Source organism: Pseudomonas sp. CFII64 (assembly GCF_000416235.1).
Taxonomy (GTDB): domain Bacteria; phylum Pseudomonadota; class Gammaproteobacteria; order Pseudomonadales; family Pseudomonadaceae; genus Aquipseudomonas.
The window spans coordinates 161639-178618 of the sequence record NZ_ATLO01000003.1 but is presented as its reverse complement, the minus strand read 5'-3'; the positions used below and the strand labels follow the sequence as shown (position 1 = coordinate 178618).

Below are 16980 nucleotides of genomic sequence, written 5' to 3'. Positions count from 1 at the left end.
GATTCGCGGGCAAGCCTCGCTCCAACGACCCACTATCTGAAGGAGATTTATCATGAATTTAGTGCAATTCGAATTGAGCAACGGCCAGCGTCGCGTCGGTCTGGTGGATGGCGATCTGATCCGCGAAGTGCAGGGCGCACAGAGCGTGCGCGAATTGGCGTTGTCGGCCATTGATGCGGGCGTCGATCTGGCTCGGCAGGTCGACAGCCAAGGCCTCGGTGACAGCCACGATTATGCGCAACTGCTCAGCGAACAGCGCATCCTGCCACCGCTGGACCATCCCGATCCTGCGCACCTGTTGGTCAGCGGCACAGGTTTGACCCATCTGGGCAGCGCTTCGGCGCGGGACAAGATGCACCAGCAGGCGGGCGACGAAGCGTCGATGACCGACACCATGCGCATCTTCAAATGGGGCGTGGAGGGTGGCAAACCCGAGGCCGGTCAGGCGGGCGTGCAACCTGAATGGTTCTACAAAGGCGATGGCGGCATCGTCGTGCGCCCCGGTGCTGCGTTTGCCTTGCCACCTTTTGCCGAAGACGGCGGCGAAGAGCCAGAACTCAGCGGCCTATACGTGATTGGCAACGACGGCAAGCCGTATCGCCTGGGTTTCGCCATCGGCAACGAATATTCCGATCACATCATGGAGCGCAGGAATTACCTGTATCTGGCCCATTCCAAGCTGCGCGCCTGTTCGTTCGGCCCTGAGCTGCGGGTTGGCGAACTGCCACAGAATCTGGCTGGCACCAGTCGAGTCATTCGTGATGGCGCCGTGCTGTGGGAGAAAGAATTCCTCAGCGGCGAAGCCAACATGTGCCACAGCCTGGAAAACCTTGAATATCACCACTTCAAATATGCGCAGTTCCTGCGTCCAGGCGACGTGCATGTGCATTTCTTCGGCACCGCGACCCTGTCGTTTGCCGACGGCATTCGCACCCAGCCGGGCGACCAGTTTGAAATCAGCCAGGCCGAATTCGGCAAGCCACTGGTCAATGGGATCGCCGCCACTGAAGCCGCGTTTCAGCCGGGGGGGATTGGCAGGCTTTGACACTCGTTTGGGCATACATCGGTAGGAGGGGACTTGTCCCCGAAGACGTCGGTGCAAGCGCAGAGGATCTTTCCCGGCAATCCTGACGCCTTCCCGGACAAGTCCGGTCCTACCGAACCCATGCGAAACGGTAGGAGGAGACTTGTCCCCGAAGACGTTGGTGCAAGCGCTGAAGATCTTCTCTGGCAATTCCGGTAGGAGGGGACTTGTCCCCGAAGACGTCGGTGCAAGCGCAGAGGATCTTTCCCGGCAATCCTGACGCCTTCCCGGACAAGTCCGGTCGTACCGAACCCATGCGAAACGGTAGGAAGGGACTTGTCCCCGAAGACGTTGTCTGCCGTCGTTTTTTGCGTCGTAACGTACATATCCAATAAAAATAACGAGGTGTGCACATGACCAACACTACTGTGCCCGTCGAAGCCTTCGACGAGGATGCTTTCGAGGACCGGATTTATCGCAAGGTGAACTGGCGGATCATCCCGCTGTTCATTGCCTGTTTCCTGTTCGCCTATCTGGATCGGGTCAATATCAGTTTCGCCAAGTTGCAGATGCAGAGCGATCTGGGTTTCAGCGAAACGGTTTACGGCCTCGGCGCCAGCCTGTTTTTCGTCGGCTATTTCCTGTTCGAAGTGCCCAGCAACATGCTGCTGCACAAGATCGGCGCGCGGGTCTGGATCGCGCGGATCATGGTGAGCTGGGGCATTACCTCGGCCTGCATGATGTTCGTGCAGAACGAATTCTGGTTCTACACCATGCGTTTTTTGATCGGCGTGATGGAAGCGGGCTTCGTCCCCGGTGTGCTGTATTTCTTTACCCAGTGGTATCCGGGTAATCGCCGGGCGCGGGTCAATTCCTACTTCAAGAGTTCGATCTGCCTGTGCGGTATCGTCGGCGGTCCGATTGCCGGTTTGATTCTCGGCCATTTCGATGGCGTGCTGGGCATGCCCGGCTGGCGCTGGCTGTTTCTGCTTGAGGGCATCCCTTCGGTGCTGCTCGGCGTTGTCGTGTTCTGGTTCGTCTGCGACCGGATCGAAGACGCGCCGTGGTTGAACGACCGGGAGAAGAAAGTCGTGCTGGCGCGGATGGCCAAGGAAGTGCAGCCGCAGATTCCCCAGACCTTCAAGGACATCTGGAAACACCCGACCACTTACGTGATGTCGGTGATTTATCTGTGCCTGGTGATGGCGCTGACCGGCCTGCTGTTCTGGATGCCGCAGTTGATCAAGACCGCCGGTGTGGCCGACACCATGAACATCGGGCTGTTGACGGTCATTCCGTATCTGGGCGCGGTGGTTGGCAATCTGCTGATCGGTGCCAGCTCGGACCGCCATGGCGAGCGGCGCTGGCACATGGCGGGTTGCGCCGCGCTGACCGCTGCCGGGTATCTGGTCTGCGCCAGCTTCCCGGGGCAACTGGTTCCGTTAATGGTCGGCATGACCATGATCATGACCGGAATCATCGCCTGGATGCCGATCTTCTGGACCATTCCGCCGCGCTTTCTCAGCGGTCTGGCTGCGGCTGCGGGCATCGCGCTTATCAACTCCATTGGTCAGCTCGGCGGGATCATCGCACCGTTCATGGTCGGCCGGATCAAGGACTTGACCGGTGTGGCCACGCCCGCGCTGTACGTGCTGTGCGCCGTCTGCGTGCTGGCCACCGCGCTGATTATCTGGGGCATACCGAATCGTTATTACGTGCGTGAGACCATTCACGACAAGCCAATTGCATCAGCGGTACAAGCTCCGGCATGACCGAGCAAGGCATTTTGGCCTATCATTCGCCTTTTTTATGAAGGCGAATGATATGACCGATGCTCCTGCCACCCTGCTCGAATCGCTGAAGATCGCGACCATGCTGGAAATCGACGGCCTGCACGCCTGGGATTTTTTCCTGGGCGAGTTCCTGACGCTGGAATGCATGGACGGTCGCGAGCGCAAGACCTGGCGTTTCACGATTGAGCAGATTCAGGCGGCGACGTTCGACGCAGCGCTGCAAAGCTGGACGATCAGCGACGGCACCAGCGATTACAGCCTCAAATGCCTGGAAGCATTCACGCCGAGCAATGAAGTGGACGAGCTTGAAGAGGACGCAGCGGTATAAAACCAATCCGGGGCAGGCAGTGTCATAGAGGTGAATCTCGCGTCGATGGCGCCCGATAACAATTCAGAAGAGATCTGCCCATGACTCGTAAACTCCTGCCGTTGCTGACGCTGGTCAGCGCAATGAGCGCTCTGCCGCTACAGGCTCAAAGCATGACCGACTACGACGTACTGATCGGCTCATATACCCAGGGTGCCAGCGAAGGCATCTACCGTTATCGTTTCGACAGCCAGACCGGCAAGCTCGACGCCAAGCCGCTGCAAGTGATCAAAAGCGAAAATCCGTCCTGGCTCACCCTGTCCAAAGATCAGCGACATCTGTTCGCGGTCAACGAAAACGGCCCCGGTGGCAGCGATGTGGTGGGCAAGGTCAGCAGTTTTGCCATTGACCCCAAGAGCCATGAAGTGACGCCGATCAATCAAGTGGTCAGCCGTGGCGACGAGCCGACCCATTCGAGCCTGAGCCCGGATGAGCGTTTCCTGTTTGTCTCCAACTACGCGGTGCATCCCGATCCGGGCGGTGCCCTGGCGGTAATTCCCGTCGGCAAGGACGGCAAGCTGTCTGACGTTGCGCAAGTCAGCAATAATCACGGCGCCAGCAAGGTCAACGCGGAACGCCAGGCGTCTTCCCACGTGCACTCGGCGGTGCCAACGCCGGACGGCAAGTATCTGGTGGCCAGCGATCTGGGTGCCGACAAGCTGTTCGTGTTCGGTTACGACGGCCAGAAACCCCAACCGTTGCAGCCCGCCAAACATCCGACTGTAGAACTGGCGCCGGGCAGTGGTCCTCGGCATCTGTTGTTCAGCAAGGACGGCAAGCACGCCTGGCTGACCCTGGAAATGCTCGCCCAGGTGGCGGTATTCGATTACCACGATGGCGCGTTCAAACAGACGCAGCTGGTGGACCTGAAGAATAAAGGCGTGCAGCAGAAAGTCGGCGCGGGTGGTTTGCACACCTCGGCGGACGGCAAGTTCCTGTACGTGGCCAATCGCGGCGAGGCCAATCAGTTGCTGGTGTTCGCCATCGACGGCAAAGGTCAGCTCAAGGAAATTCAGCGCCGTTCCGTGGAAGGCACCGAGCCTCGGGAGTTCAGTTTTGACCCGAGCGGCCACTTCATGCTGATCGCCAACCAGAAAAGCAATCAGATTGTTACCGTCAAGGTCGATCCGAAAACCGGATTGCTCGGCGAGACGGTGCAAAAAGTCGACTTCGACTCGCCTTCGGACTTCCGTTTCCTGACGCGCAAGTAGCTGTGGATCGACGCCAGCCCGCCAGATACGCGGGCTGGCGTATGTATTAATCCGGCTGATATGAGCTAGTGCTACAAAACATTTCGAATGATCGGCCCTCGGGGGTAAGTTTGAGTCACGGCCAAGACGGTCAAGACTTGAAACGAAGCTTCCACAGAACATCCGAGGGTTACCGCCATGAACTTCAATATCTTCTCCATCATCGCCGCGTCTGCCATCTCAGCCACTGTTGCGCTGCCAGCCCACGCCAGTGTCGAAGTTGCCGACAAAAAAGCTCACTCTACCCAAACTTACTCCCCCAAGTATCTGCAACAAAGCGCCAGGTTCTACGCCGCACTGGATCACAAAATTCAACAATGAACGTATCTAACACGTGAATCCATTCCCCGTTAATGAACGGTTCAATACCGGGGAATGGATTCGCAATAAAAGTTGTATGCAATAGCCGCCGCTTTCGCGAGCATGTTCGCTTACTCAGGTTTTTGCGACCACTGATCATTGCGTATCAGACCCTGCAAATTCTGCCCGGTGAGCCTGCTCGCGAAAGCGTCAGATGACTTCCCTTTAGCCCGCGCCTGTACAGGTTCGCGGGCTTTTTTTTATCTTGATTCTGGTTCGCCCATTATCAACCGACCTGATATCCGCTATGCCCAACCATCGTTTTTCAATAGTGCGCTTTTCCGCGATTCTGTCGGCCTGGAAACACATCACGGAGTTACAACCATGGCCACCGCCATTCTTCATTCAATCAAACAAGGCGCTTATATCGCCATTTCGCTTTATGTTGTTTTCATCGCCGTGGTCACTGTTACCAGCATGAATCCACAACTGACAACGCCTTCGACGCAAACCCTGGTTGAACGCACTGCGGTTAATGTCCAGGAGCGTGCGTCGTGAGTGGCGGGAAGTTATGGGTAACGGCCGGGCTCGCGGTATTGATCAATGGCGGTTCATTGCTGGGTGTTGGTCAGGGTTCGGTGGGCGGATTGGCGCGCAGTATCGAATGCCGCCACGAGATCGCCCACGCCATTGAACGGTCCAGGGCGCAGAACATGGTGGCGGGGAATCGGCCGGAAAGAGCGGGCGACCTGATTTAAACCTGTGATTTGAGCACGCCGGCCGTTAGCGATCAGCCCACACGATAGTTTCACTTAACCATCACCGCCTTGAACAAAGCAGATTCGACGAACCGCTGCAACCAGCCACGCAACCTCGGATAAGGGCTGCCCGTAAACCACTCGGGTTCCACCGCGCTGAATTGCCGGATAAACGGCGCCAACGCAATATCTGTCAACGTCAGATGATCACCGACCAGAAAGTCCCGCTGTTGCAGGCGATCTTCCAGTTGTTGCAGAAACCCTTCAGCCAACTGCCGGTAATGTTGCTGAGGATATTCCGGGTGGCGAACAAAATATTTATAGCGATCCAGATGGACTTTGAAGACCTCATCGTTTTCTTCGATGAGCGCCTGAATCTGGCGTCGTGCATCGCCGTCATTAATCATCAGCCAGTTGTCCGGATCGTTCTGCGCCAGCGCCCAGTGCATGATGTCCAGGCTCTGTTCCAGCACCTGATCATCAAGGATCAAGACGGGCACCGTGCCTTTCGGTGAGCGCTCCAGCATTTGCGGCGGCTTGGCCTTGAGACTGATTTCCTCGATGCGCACCTCGCAGCCGGCATAACGCACGGCCATGCGTGCGCGCATGGCATAGGGGCAACGTCGAAACGAATACAGAATCGGCATCAACTGCTGACCTCGATCGTGCTCAAACCATTGCCCTGGCGCCGCACCTGGATCTGCACCGGAATCCGTTCGTGCATTTCCTGGACGTGGGAGATAACCCCCACCTTGCGGCCCTGGGCCTGAAGCCCGTCCAGCGCATCCATGGCCAGTTGCAGGGATTCCGGGTCGAGGCTGCCGAAGCCTTCGTCGATGAACAGTGATTCGATTTTCAGCGTGCTGGAAGCCATCGAGGCCAGGCCCAACGCCAAGGCCAGGGAAACCAGGAAGGTTTCGCCGCCGGACAACGAATGCACCGAGCGCAGTTCATCGCCCATTTCCGTGTCCATGACCAGCAGGCCCAGCATGCTGCCGCCGCGTTTGAGCCGATAACGTCGCACCAGTTGCTTGAGTTGCGCGTTGGCGTGATGCACCAGCAGGTCGAGGTTGTAGGCCTGGGCAATCTTGCGGAAGGTGTCGCCGGTGGCCGAGCCGATCAGCGCATTGAGCCGCGCCCAGCGTTGCCATTCGTCATAGGCCTGGCTGATGCGCTGCGCCAACGCTTGATTGGCGTCCTGACGACGCTGGTCGTCGGCTTGCTGGGCGCGCAACTCGGCGCACAGTTGTTCACTGGCGGCGATCAAACCGTTCAGTTCAGCCAATGCGCTTTCCAGATGTTCGGCGTCGATGCTGCCGACTTGCTGCGCTTGATGACTGCTCAAGCGTTGTTCGCGCTCCTGCAGCAACACCTTGAACTGCTCGACGGCTTTTTCGCTGGCTTGCAATTGACGACGCAGTTCACTGACCTGCTCGTCATCGACGCTGAGTAACTGTTGCAGGCCGCTGTCATCCAGTTCGTGGTGACGGCTGCGCCACTCGGCAATCCGCGTACCCAGTTCGGTACTTTCCTGCTGCATGCCGTGCAAGCGTTCCTGACGGGCCTGAAGCTCGGCGGCCAGCTGGATCAGCTGGCTGCTGACTTCCTGCAACGCTTGATTCGCCGCGCTTTCGGCGTGGCGCGACTGTTCCACGGCGGATTCCAGTTGCTGCTGCCATTGCTCGGCATTGGCGTGCTCGCCCAGCAATTGCGCCAAGGCCTGCTGGCCGGCGATCTGTTGGTCGCCCAGCACGGTGCTACGTTGCTGCAGTTCGCTCAGTTGCCGGGCACGCGTCTGCTGTTGGGACTGCTCCAGCTCGATTTTCTGCTGACGTTCCCGTTGTTCCAGTAGTTCGTCGCGTTGTTGTTCCAGCTGATCGAGACGTTGGGTGACCTGCTGGTCCAGCTGCATGACTGTGGTCGCGGCGTCATGGCGCAGGCCGTCCAGCTGCTCGGCGCTTAACAGCGGCGCGAAGGCGGTCAGTTCTTCCTCAAGACGCTCGCGGTCGCTGTTCAGTGCTCGCTGCTGTTCGGCCAGTTGTTGCGAGGCGGCCTGACCGGCTTCGTTGGCGCTCAAGAGTTGCTGTTGCAGGCGCGCAGCCTCTTTTTGCAGGGTGAGCAGGGCATCCTGGCGCTGTTCGTCCTGTGTGATGTTTTGCGTCAATTGCGTCAGTTGCTGGTTCAACCAGGCATCGCGTTTGGCGGCGTCCTGTTCCAGCAAGCGCTTGCCCAGCGGATGCGCATCAAACGCGGGGGCCAATGCCTGTTGTCGGGTGGCAAGTTGCTCCTGCTGTTGCAGGAATTCCTTTTGCTGGGCAATCAGTCCGCCCACTGTGGTGCGTAACTCGGCCAGCGTTTCCTTCAAAGTATCCACGGCTTTTTGCGCGTTGTGTTCTTCGTTTTCGTCATGCCGGGTGAGGCTTTGCAGCAAGACTTGCGGCTCATGCCACGGGTGCTCGTTGCTGCCGCACACCGGGCATGGCTGCTCATCCTGCAATTGCAGGCGCAGTTCTTCGACGCTGGCGCTGCGGGCCAGACGCTGGCGTTCCAGCAGTTGGCGGGTCACGGTCAGGGTTTGCTCGGCGACTTGCAGTTGGTTTTTCGCTTGCAGGCCCTGGCTGTTGAGCTGATCGCGCTGTTGCTGGACCTGTTGCTGTTTTTCCGTCAGCTCCAGCGCGCGGCTGTCGAGTTCCTGCTGGCTGGCCCAAAGCCGCGCCAGTTCTTCAAAGGCTCGCTGCTGCTTGCGATTGTCTTGCAGCAGGCTGCCGAGAATCTGAATCTGCTCGCCCACCGCTTCGGCTTCAGCGCCCGCTTCGCGATACAGCAGGTCGAGCGCGTTGCGCAGTTCGGTTGTTTGCTGGCTGGCAGTGGCGGCGCGCTGTTCCAGGCTCGGCAGTTCGCTCTGGCCCTGTTTGAGGCGCGCGCCGATCTGCATCAGTTGTTTCAAGCGATCGCGATACGCGTTCCAGGCTTCGCCGAGAGGCGCCAGCGCCTGACTGAGTTCCAGCTGCCCGGCAATCCGTTGCAGCCGCTCGGTAACCTGGGCCTGTTGCGCAAGCAGGCTTTGCAAAGCGCTTTGCCCTTGGGTGTAGCTGTGCTCGGCCTGTTGCTTGTGCTCATCGGCCTGGCGCAATTCGTCCGCCAATCGGGCCACGTTGCTCTGAATATCGAAGGCCTGACGCAGTAATGGCGCGGCGTCGCTGTGCTGCTGTTGCGCCTTGAGCGACGCGGCCTGTGCTTCGACGCACGTCTGTTGCAGTTGTGTCTGGCGAGTGTGCAGCTCGCTCTGCTGCCTGATGTGTTGCTCGATCTGATTCGCCAGCGGGGTCAGTTGTGCGGTCAATTCGGTCTGGCGCAGGAACTGGTGACGCTGCGGGGCCAGCTGTTCCAGACGCGCCAGATTCAGCCGTTCGCCGCTCTGTGCGTCCCACTGCAATTGCGCCTGTTGCAATTGTGCGGCGGCGCTTTGCTGTTCTTGCTGGAGTTGCAGCAGCGTCTTGTGCCATTGCTGTTGCAGTTCAAGCTGGCGCAGTTCGCTTTGCCGGGTCTTGAGCGTCAGTTGCGCGGCTTCCACGCGCTGGTCGAGTTCGACGCGATCTTCCGCCGCCATGGGCGTGACCCCAGTAGCCAAGGCTTGCAGGTCATCGTGAGCCTTTTTCGCTTCCTGGCTCTTGCTGAAGGCCCGGCGTCCCAACTGGCTGTAGATCGCCGTGTCGGTCAGTTTTTCCAGCAGCTCGCTGCGTTCCCGGTCGTCGGCCTTGAGAAAGGCGCTGAATTCGCTCTGGGCCAGCATGACCGCCCGGGTGAACTGCTCGAAGTTCAGGCCCAGACGCGCTTCGAGCAGGGTTTTGTATTCGGTCTTGTTCTGGCTGCTGAGGATTTGTTCGCTGTCCAGATCGGTAAGTGTCTGGCGACTGGCCTGAAGTTTCTTGCTGGCGTTGTCCCGTGCGCGATTGGTTTCCCAGCGGGCGCGATAGCGACGGTTGTCGATGCCGACAAAGTCCACTTCGGCAAAGCCGCTGCCGGTGCCGCGTCGCAGCAGGGTGCGCGGATCGTTGGTGCTGATGTCGCCGTCGATTTCCGGCACTTTGGATTGGCCGATGTTGCTCAGGCGCGGAATGGCCCCGAACAGCGCCAGGCACAAGGCATCGAGCAGGGTGCTTTTACCCGCGCCGGTCGGCCCTGTGATGGCGAACAGCCCGGCGCTGGCCAAGGGTTCAGCGGTGAAATCCAGTTCAAAGGGGCCAGCCAGGGAGGCAAGGTTTTTCAGGCGGATGGCGAGAATTTTCATGGTTGTTCGCTCTCCAGCTGGACTTCCTGCAACAGCGTGGCGAAGTCGGTCAGGGTTTGTTCGTCGACCTCGTTGCCGTAGTTTTCCTGCCAGGCGCGGCTGAACAGTTCCAGCGGGTTGAGCTGATCGAGTTCGATCAGGCCTTCGCCATCATCGCTGCCGTCGCCCCGGCCGTTGCCAGCATATTCGGCGGCAATGCGCACCAGCCGCACGGCCTTGCCTTGCAGCGCGCCTTCGATCTGGTTGCGCAAATCCGGTTGCGGCTCGTCCAGGCGTACGCGGACTTCCAGCCAGGGTTGGCGTTCGGTATCCGCCAGCAGATCGATGTCCGGCAAGTCCTTGAGCTGCAGCAGCAATTCGGCGAGCGGCGCGGGGCCGATCCGTTGCAGATTGACTGCGCGAGGAATCAGCAGGGTTTCGACGCTGCGCAGCTGGTCGCCTTCGCAGGTGATTTCCAGGATTTGATGTGCGTAGCCGATTTCTGAAAATGACAGCGGAATAGGCGATCCACTGTAGCGAATACGTTCTTCGCCATTGACGCGCTGGGGTTTGTGCAAGTGGCCGAGGGCGACATAGGTGATGCTCGGGCCGAACAGGCTGGCAGGCAGTGCTTCGGCGTTGCCGATGATCAGGCTGCGCTCGGAGTCTTCCGAGACTGAACCACCGGCCATGTGCGCGTGGCTGATGGCAATCAGCGCTTGCCCCGGCTGGCGTTTGAGATTGGCGGCTTCGATCAGCAGTTCGTGGACCCGGCCGATGCCGCGCAAATAGTTGTCGCCCAAGGTCGCACCGGTGACTTCGGCCGGCCGCAGAAAGGGCAGGGCCAGACACCAGGCGCCGATTTCGCCTTCGGCATCGGGCAGCGGCAACAGCAGGCGTTCGACATCCAGGGTGCCGTCATCGAGCCACAACACTCGGCCCAGCGCATGGGTGCGCAGGCGGCGCATGAGCGGTGCGGGCAATTCGATGCGTGACCCCGAGTCGTGGTTGCCAGCGATCATCACGATGGTCAGTTTGGGCTGCTGTTCGTGAGCATTGACGATGAAATCGTAGAGCCGCTCCTGGGCTTTGACTGGCGGATTGACCGTGTCGAAGATGTCCCCGGCTATCAGCAGCACATCCGGCTGACGCTCGGCCAGACGGGCCAGCAGCCAGGTCAGGAAGCTGGCGTGTTCAAAGTCCCGCTCCTGGCCATGAAGGTTCTGGCCGAGGTGCCAGTCGGAGGTGTGGAACAGTCGCATGTGTTTTTCTCAATTCAAAATTGTGTCGTGAGGCGTGGCGCCGCGCAAGTAGTCGCTCCAACAGCGTTGCTACTTTGGATACAACGGCGGCAGGCTCTGGTCGGTCGCTGCATCCGGAATATGTTCCGAGGCGGGCAGGGTACGGATCGCGCGCCACAGGTCTTCGCCCAGCCACAGTTGGCCGGTTTCACTGTACAGCGCGCCGTTCAGGCCATCGAGGGCGTCGGACAGCGGGACAAAACGTGCCGCCATGTCGGCCAGGGTTTCCGGTTGCTGACGGGCCCAGGCGTCCAGCGCCTGTCGGGTCGCATGGGGGTCGTTGGCCAGACTGGCGCGTTTGAGATCATCCAGCACGGTGCGCGGACTCGGCCCGGCCTGGGCCACCCGCGCCACCGCCGGTTGCCAGCGCGCGCGCCACCAGAGAATCACCCCGATCAGCGTGGTAAAGGCAAAAAACAAGGTGCTCATCTGCCACGGCCAGACCGGCGGACCGATCACTGTGACGCCGCCCAGGTCGTTATTCACCGGAGTGTCCACTTCCAGGCTTGGATTGCTGCTGATCTGTAAGGTGCGTGCGGCCAGCGCGGTATGTTCCAGGTGGTCTTCCCGGGTGTTCCACCAGACGACATCGACAGCGGGCAAGTCGATGGGGCCGACCCGGTTCGGCACCAGTGCTTCGCGTTCTTCACGCGTTCCGATGATGCCGCGCTCGCTGGCCAGATTGGCCAGTTGCGGCTGGTCTGGATAGCGCCGCAGGCTGCTGAGGTCGGTGGCCGGCAATGGCGGCAACTGGGCGCTGGAAAGGCCCTCGACCTTGAGGGTCAGGATTCGGGTCAAGGATTCGCCCACCTGGCTGTGTCCCGGTTCCGGGCTCCAGCTTTCGCTCAGATTCACGCTGCGGGCCGGCAGCCAGGGCGCATCGGCCGGGTAGTCGGCAGGCTTGGCCTTGACGGTCAGCGGCAGCGGTGCCGAACTGACCCGCACCACCTTGCCCGGCTGCGGGCCGAAGGGGTTGGCCGGATCATTGCTTTGGGCGTTTTCAGCGGCGGGCTGGACCAGCGTGGCGCTGAACACTTGCGGCGGAATCACCAGAGTGCCGCTGTGCTGTGGATAAATGGCATAACGCATCTCGATCACGCCATGGCGGATGCCGTTGATAAGTTTCTCGTAGGTCTTCGATTCACCGAGTTTTTCGATGCGCGCATCGGGCACTTCAAGGGGCGTGAGGTTGCTGTCATCGAACAGCGCAACCGAGTGATAGATGCGCAGGTTCAGCACCGCCTGCGCCTGTACGTAAACGCTGTCCTGATCGAGGCTGGCGTCGAAGAATACCGGCGCGAGTTTGCCGGGCTGATCCTGTTCGTTGCTCTGGATGACTTGCAGGGTGATCGGCTCGCTCTTCAGCTCCCCCAATTCCAGCGCCGGAATGATCACCGATCCGGTCTGCCTCGGCAGCAGGGTGATGATCCAGCGCGTCGTCGCCTGATTGCCGCCATCCAGCGTATTGAGGCGGTTGACCTGCCGCGTGCCGCGCACGTCGAAGTCGCGCTCCAGGGCGCTGAGGTCAGGTTTGCCGAACTGAGTGACGTCGCTGGTTTCCAGGGTCAGCTCGACGGTTTCCCCAGAGTTGAGCCGGGCGCGATCCACGCTCGCGGTCAGTTCCGCCGCCTGGTTGGGCAGGGCAACCAGACAGAACAGCAGGCTGATCAATAAGGTGTACACGCGACTCATCGGGTTTTTTCCTGACGCTGTTGCTGTTGGTACCAGAATTTGCGGCGCAGCAATTCCCCTGGATCATCCGGAATCTGCCGCAGCCATTGCTCCAGCGCTTGCCGACGTTCGCCATCCATCGGACGGTCGGGAGGCCGGATCGGCGGCTGCGTGGTTTCGTTATCGTCCAGTGGCGAACCGGGCGCCGGATTGCCGCCATTACGCGGTGGGGGCTCAGTGCCAGGACTGTTTTCCTCGCCGGGCTCAGTGGGTTCCTTGTCTTTCTGGTCTTGAGGCTGTTGCTCGGTCGCCGTCTGGCTTTGGGCATTGTCGCCGTCGTCGTCACCGTCGCTGGGTTTGGTCTCGCCGGGTTCCGCCGCTTTGGGTTGCTTGCTCTGCTCAAGGATCTGCTCGACCAGCGCCTTGTTCTTCACGGCTGCTTGCAGATCCGGTTGCCGTTCCAGCGCCTGTTCGTAGGCGTCCAGCGCTGCCTCCAGTTCGCCGCTGCGTGCCAGCGCGTTGCCGCGATTGTAGTGGTCCGCAGCACTGTTACCTTCAGCGAAGCGCTGGGCGGCACTGGCATAGTCACCGGCTTCGTAGAGGGCGATACCTTTCCATTGCGGGTTTTCGAAATGCCGGGCCGCTTCCGCGGGGCGATGCTGCTCCAGCAACTGCTGGCCTTGTTGATCGGGACGCAACCACAAGTCCTGAAAGTCGAAGGCATAGCTGTTCTGCGGCAGCATCAACAGCAGCGGCAGGCACAGCAACCAGCCGCGACGACCGGCGCAAGCCGCGAGCAGTAGCAGCGGCAGCAGAAACCAGTGTCCCTGGTCAGCCCAGCTGTCCAGCTGAATCAGTTGGCCGTCGCTGCGCAGGGCTTTTGGCGCATCAAGCAAGCCAAGCTCGCGCAGGTCGTCGTCATCCATGCGCACTTGTCGGTATTGGCCGCCGAGCTGCCCGGCGAAGTCCGTCAGGCTGGCGCTGTCCAGACGCGGCAGCAGAATCGCCCCCTGACTGTCTTTGAGTAACCCGCCTTTTTCCTGAAGTACCGGCGCGCCATCGGCCGTGCCGACGCCCAGAATCAGCAGCGGCGGACTCTGACCCACCAACGCCTGACGAATGCCCTGGCGTTCCTGTTCGCTCAATGACGATCCGATCAGCAGGATTCGGCCACGGCCCAGCGCCGCTTGCTTGAGCAAGCCCAGCGCCTGATGCATGGCGAGATCCGCGCGGTGCCCGGCCTGGGGCATGATCGAAGGTTTGACGGCATCCAGAAGGTTGCGAATGGTGGCCAGATCGTCCGACAGCGGCACCAGCGTGTGGGCGCTGCCCGCATAGACAATGATGGCGGTTTGCGAATCGCTGCGGGCCTGCAACAGATCCTGCAGTTTGCGTTTGGCTTGCTCCAGCCGCGTCGGTGGGCTGTCAGTGGCGAGCATTTCCGGCGTGACTTCCAGCAATATCACCAGCGGGTCTACCGGTTTCTGGCTGAATTGTTCCACGCGCTGCCAGCCGGGACCGAGCAGGGCAAGCAGGGCCAGCATCCAGGCCACTCCCAGGAAAATCCACGGGGTTTTATTGTCGCGACCCTTGCCGCCGTTGAGCAGCACCGCATGGAACGCCACCGGCAAGATCATCTGCCAGCGCCCGGCGCGTTTCTGACGGTGCCAGAGCCGCCAGAGCAGCCAGACCAGCAGCGGCAATAAAAGCAGCCACCAGGGACGAAACCAGTGCGGCCAGAGGCTGATCATGCGCGCCTCCGCAGTCGTTTGATGCGCTCGCGCCATTGTCGACCGTCGCGCATGAAGCGTTGCCGGTTCAGCAAGCGTTGCAGCGGATTGTTCGGCCAGCGCTCATGGATTACCAGGATCAGGCTCAGCAGCATGGCACCCGCCAGCGGCCACTGATAAAGCGCCAGCGCAGGGCGCGCCTGGGTTGGTTGTTGGGCGACCGGTTCCAGCGCGTCGAGACTTTTGCGGATATTCTCCAGCTGATCGCCGTCCCGGGCCCGGAAATACTGACCGCCGCTGATTTCGGCGATTTGCTTGAGAGTGGGTTCGTCCAGATCCAGGCTTGGATTAAGCCCGAGCATGCCCAGCGAACCGGCTTTTTCCGGGTCCGCACCGATGCCGATGGGGTAAATCTTCACGCCCTCGTCAGCGGCCAGTCGGGCGGCGGTCACTGGGTCGATCTGGCCGCCATTGTTGGCTCCATCGGTGACCAGCACCAGAATCCGGCTTTGTGCCGGGCGCAGACGCAAACGCTTGAGGGCCAGGCCGATGGCGTCGCCGATGGCGGTATTTTTTCCGGCAATGCCGATTCGCGCTTCATCCAGCCAGACGCGCACGGTGTGGCGATCAAAGGTCAGCGGCGCCTGAACGAACGCCTGACTGCCGAACAGGATCAGCCCGACGCGATCGCCCTGACGGCCTTCAAGAAAATCCCCCAACAGATGCTGGACTAACACCAGTCGGCTGACCTCGTCGGCTTTCCACTGCATGTCGGGATAATCCATGGAGCCGGACACATCCACCGCCACCAGCAAATCCCGGCCGCTGGAGGCAACCGGCAGCGGTTCGCCCAACCATTGCGGGCGAGCGGCGGCGACCAACAGCAGCAGCCATAACAGAATGAGCGGCAATTGTTGCCGCCATGCTGGCAGGTTGGCTTTGGCGCGGCGCCCCACCAGCCCTTCCAGGTCACTGAGGAAACTGACTTTCAGTGCCGCCTCGCCGCTGTCGGCCGCAGGCAACAGGATGCGCATCACCCAGGGCAGGGGCAGCAGGGCGAACACCCACTGCCAGGCGAACTCAAACATGTTTGCGAATCCAGGTTTCAACCGCCTGGGTCAAGCCGGAAATAGCCTTGTCGTCCAGTTTGCATTCGGGTTTGTAGGCGCCTTCGACCAGCACCATCCAGCGTGTCAGGCCCGCAGCCGGGCAACGGTTATCCAGGAAGGCCAGCCATTTACGGCCGTTGAGCGTGTGGCTCTGGCTGTACGGGTAGTGATTGCGGCAAAGACGTTTGAGCAGCCCGTTGATTTGCTGCAACCAGGCCCCGGCCGGCGCGCCGTCATAGGGTTTGGGCATCTGTGCCAATTCCAGCAGCGCGGCGACCCGCACCGGGTCCAGTGGCTGCTCAGCGCGACGAATGCGCGCCTTGACCGGAATCACGTGGCGCACACGCCATAATCCCCAACCCGCAAGCGGGATCAACAACAGCAGCAGCCACCACCCTGGCGCAGGCGGCCAGAAGCCGATGGCTTGCGGCGCGATCAGCGGCTGAAGGTGATCCAGAGGATTCATTTTTGTTTTACCGGGCGCTGGGCGTTCAGGTATTCGCGCAGCTGTTCGACCATCTCGCGCTGTGTGCTCAGAGGCATCAGCGGCACCCGGAGTTTTTGCGCGAGCAATTCCCAGCGCGCGGCACGCTCTTCGCCTTGGGCGCGGTAGGTCTGGCGCAGCTGTGGATCGAGGGTGTCCAGTTCCAGTTGCGCGCCCCGTTCGGCAAAACGCAGCAGGCCCGCTGCGGGTAGCGCGTGGTCCAGTGGGTCGGATAACGGCAGCAGCAGCAGATCACAATGGCGCGACAACAAACTCAGCTGTTGTTCTGCCGCGTCAGAAAGCGCGCGTTCATCGCACAGCACCACGGCCAGACTGCCCGGACGCAAGACTTCCCGGGCCCGACGCAGAGCGATACCGAACGCGTCCCGGTCGGCGGCGATTTCGGTGTGCAGCGATTGATTGATCCGCACCAGACGGTTGAGCAGCTGCAACAGGCTTTGCTTGCTGCGCCGGGGTTTGATTTCGTAGTGCTCGTTATCACCGAACACCAGCCCGCCCACCCGATCGTTGTGGATCAGCGCAGCCCAGCCAATCAGCGCTGCAGCCTGGGCCGCCAGCACCGATTTGAACATCAGGCCAGAACCGAAGAACAATCGGCGGCTTTGCTCGACCAGAATGAAAATCGGCCGCTCGCGTTCTTCATGGAACAGCTTGGTGTGCGGTTCCTGAGTGCGGGCCGTTACGCGCCAGTCAATGCTGCGCACGTCATCGCCGGCCTGATACACCCTGACTTGATCAAAATCGACGCCACGGCCGCGCAGTTTGGAGTGATGCAGGCCGATCAACGGGCTGCGCCGGCTGGGCGTGGAGAACAGTTGCACTTCACGGACGCGGTGACGCATTTCGATCAGTTCGGCGAGGCTGACGCGAATGCCTGGCTGCGGGATCAGATAGGGTTGCAT

15 protein-coding genes are annotated in these 16980 nt (G+C 60.6%); 7 read left to right on the top strand and 8 right to left on the bottom strand.

Annotated elements, in window-relative coordinates:
* Nucleotides 1–52: 52 nt before the first annotated feature.
* The 7 genes from araD1 (at nt 53) to CFII64_RS00715 (ending at nt 5492) form a co-directional block, all read left to right on the top strand.
* Entirely contained in the window at nt 53–1045 is a 993-nt protein-coding gene (gene araD1, locus CFII64_RS00740; protein WP_020288821.1) for an AraD1 family protein, read from the top strand.
* Between the two features lie 392 nt (nt 1046–1437).
* On the top strand, nt 1438–2796 hold the full coding sequence (locus CFII64_RS00735) for an MFS transporter (protein ID WP_020288820.1): 1359 nt from the start codon (nt 1438–1440) through the stop codon (nt 2794–2796).
* A gap of 52 nt (nt 2797–2848) precedes the next feature.
* Complete coding sequence (locus tag CFII64_RS00730; RefSeq protein WP_020288819.1) at nt 2849–3145, top strand: DUF5629 family protein; 297 nt, start codon at nt 2849–2851, stop codon at nt 3143–3145.
* 80 nt (nt 3146–3225) lie between these two features.
* On the top strand, nt 3226–4395 hold the full coding sequence (locus CFII64_RS00725) for a lactonase family protein (RefSeq protein WP_020288818.1): 1170 nt from the start codon (nt 3226–3228) through the stop codon (nt 4393–4395).
* Nucleotides 4396–4572: 177 nt separating this feature from the next.
* Nucleotides 4573–4755, top strand: a complete 183-nt coding sequence (locus tag CFII64_RS00720; protein WP_020288817.1) for a hypothetical protein — start codon at nt 4573–4575, stop codon at nt 4753–4755.
* Between the two features lie 168 nt (nt 4756–4923).
* The gene (locus CFII64_RS29665; RefSeq protein WP_156883134.1) at nt 4924–5292 is read left to right on the top strand and encodes a hypothetical protein; all 369 of its coding nucleotides are present in this window, start codon (nt 4924–4926) and stop codon (nt 5290–5292) included.
* A complete protein-coding gene (locus tag CFII64_RS00715) occupies nt 5289–5492 on the top strand; it encodes a hypothetical protein (RefSeq protein WP_020288815.1) in 204 nt (67 codons plus the stop codon). The genes CFII64_RS29665 and CFII64_RS00715 overlap by 4 nt, the downstream gene beginning before the upstream one ends.
* A gap of 50 nt (nt 5493–5542) precedes the next feature.
* Here CFII64_RS00715 and CFII64_RS00710 read toward each other — a convergent pair whose 3' ends face one another.
* The 8 genes from CFII64_RS00710 to CFII64_RS00675 all read right to left on the bottom strand — a co-directional run bounded on the left by CFII64_RS00710 (nt 5543) and on the right by CFII64_RS00675 (nt 16980).
* A complete protein-coding gene (locus CFII64_RS00710) occupies nt 5543–6139 on the bottom strand; it encodes a glutathione S-transferase (protein ID WP_020288814.1) in 597 nt (198 codons plus the stop codon).
* A complete protein-coding gene (locus CFII64_RS00705) occupies nt 6139–9783 on the bottom strand; it encodes an AAA family ATPase (protein WP_020288813.1) in 3645 nt (1214 codons plus the stop codon). The genes CFII64_RS00710 and CFII64_RS00705 overlap by 1 nt, the downstream gene beginning before the upstream one ends.
* Nucleotides 9780–11024, bottom strand: coding sequence for an exonuclease SbcCD subunit D C-terminal domain-containing protein (locus CFII64_RS00700; RefSeq protein WP_020288812.1), 1245 nt, complete (start codon nt 11022–11024; stop codon nt 9780–9782). The genes CFII64_RS00705 and CFII64_RS00700 overlap by 4 nt, the downstream gene beginning before the upstream one ends.
* 69 nt (nt 11025–11093) lie before the next feature.
* Complete coding sequence (locus CFII64_RS00695; protein WP_020288811.1) at nt 11094–12755, bottom strand: BatD family protein; 1662 nt, start codon at nt 12753–12755, stop codon at nt 11094–11096.
* A complete protein-coding gene (locus CFII64_RS00690; RefSeq protein WP_020288810.1) occupies nt 12752–14485 on the bottom strand; it encodes a VWA domain-containing protein in 1734 nt (577 codons plus the stop codon). Before CFII64_RS00690 ends, CFII64_RS00695 begins: the two co-directional genes overlap by 4 nt.
* Nucleotides 14482–15552 (bottom strand): VWA domain-containing protein, encoded by a 1071-nt coding sequence (locus tag CFII64_RS00685; protein ID WP_020288809.1) that lies wholly within the window; start codon nt 15550–15552, stop codon nt 14482–14484. Before CFII64_RS00685 ends, CFII64_RS00690 begins: the two co-directional genes overlap by 4 nt.
* On the bottom strand, nt 15545–16039 hold the full coding sequence (locus CFII64_RS00680) for a DUF4381 domain-containing protein (protein WP_020288808.1): 495 nt from the start codon (nt 16037–16039) through the stop codon (nt 15545–15547). Before CFII64_RS00680 ends, CFII64_RS00685 begins: the two co-directional genes overlap by 8 nt.
* Entirely contained in the window at nt 16036–16980 is a 945-nt protein-coding gene (locus CFII64_RS00675; protein ID WP_044901071.1) for a DUF58 domain-containing protein, read from the bottom strand. Before CFII64_RS00675 ends, CFII64_RS00680 begins: the two co-directional genes overlap by 4 nt.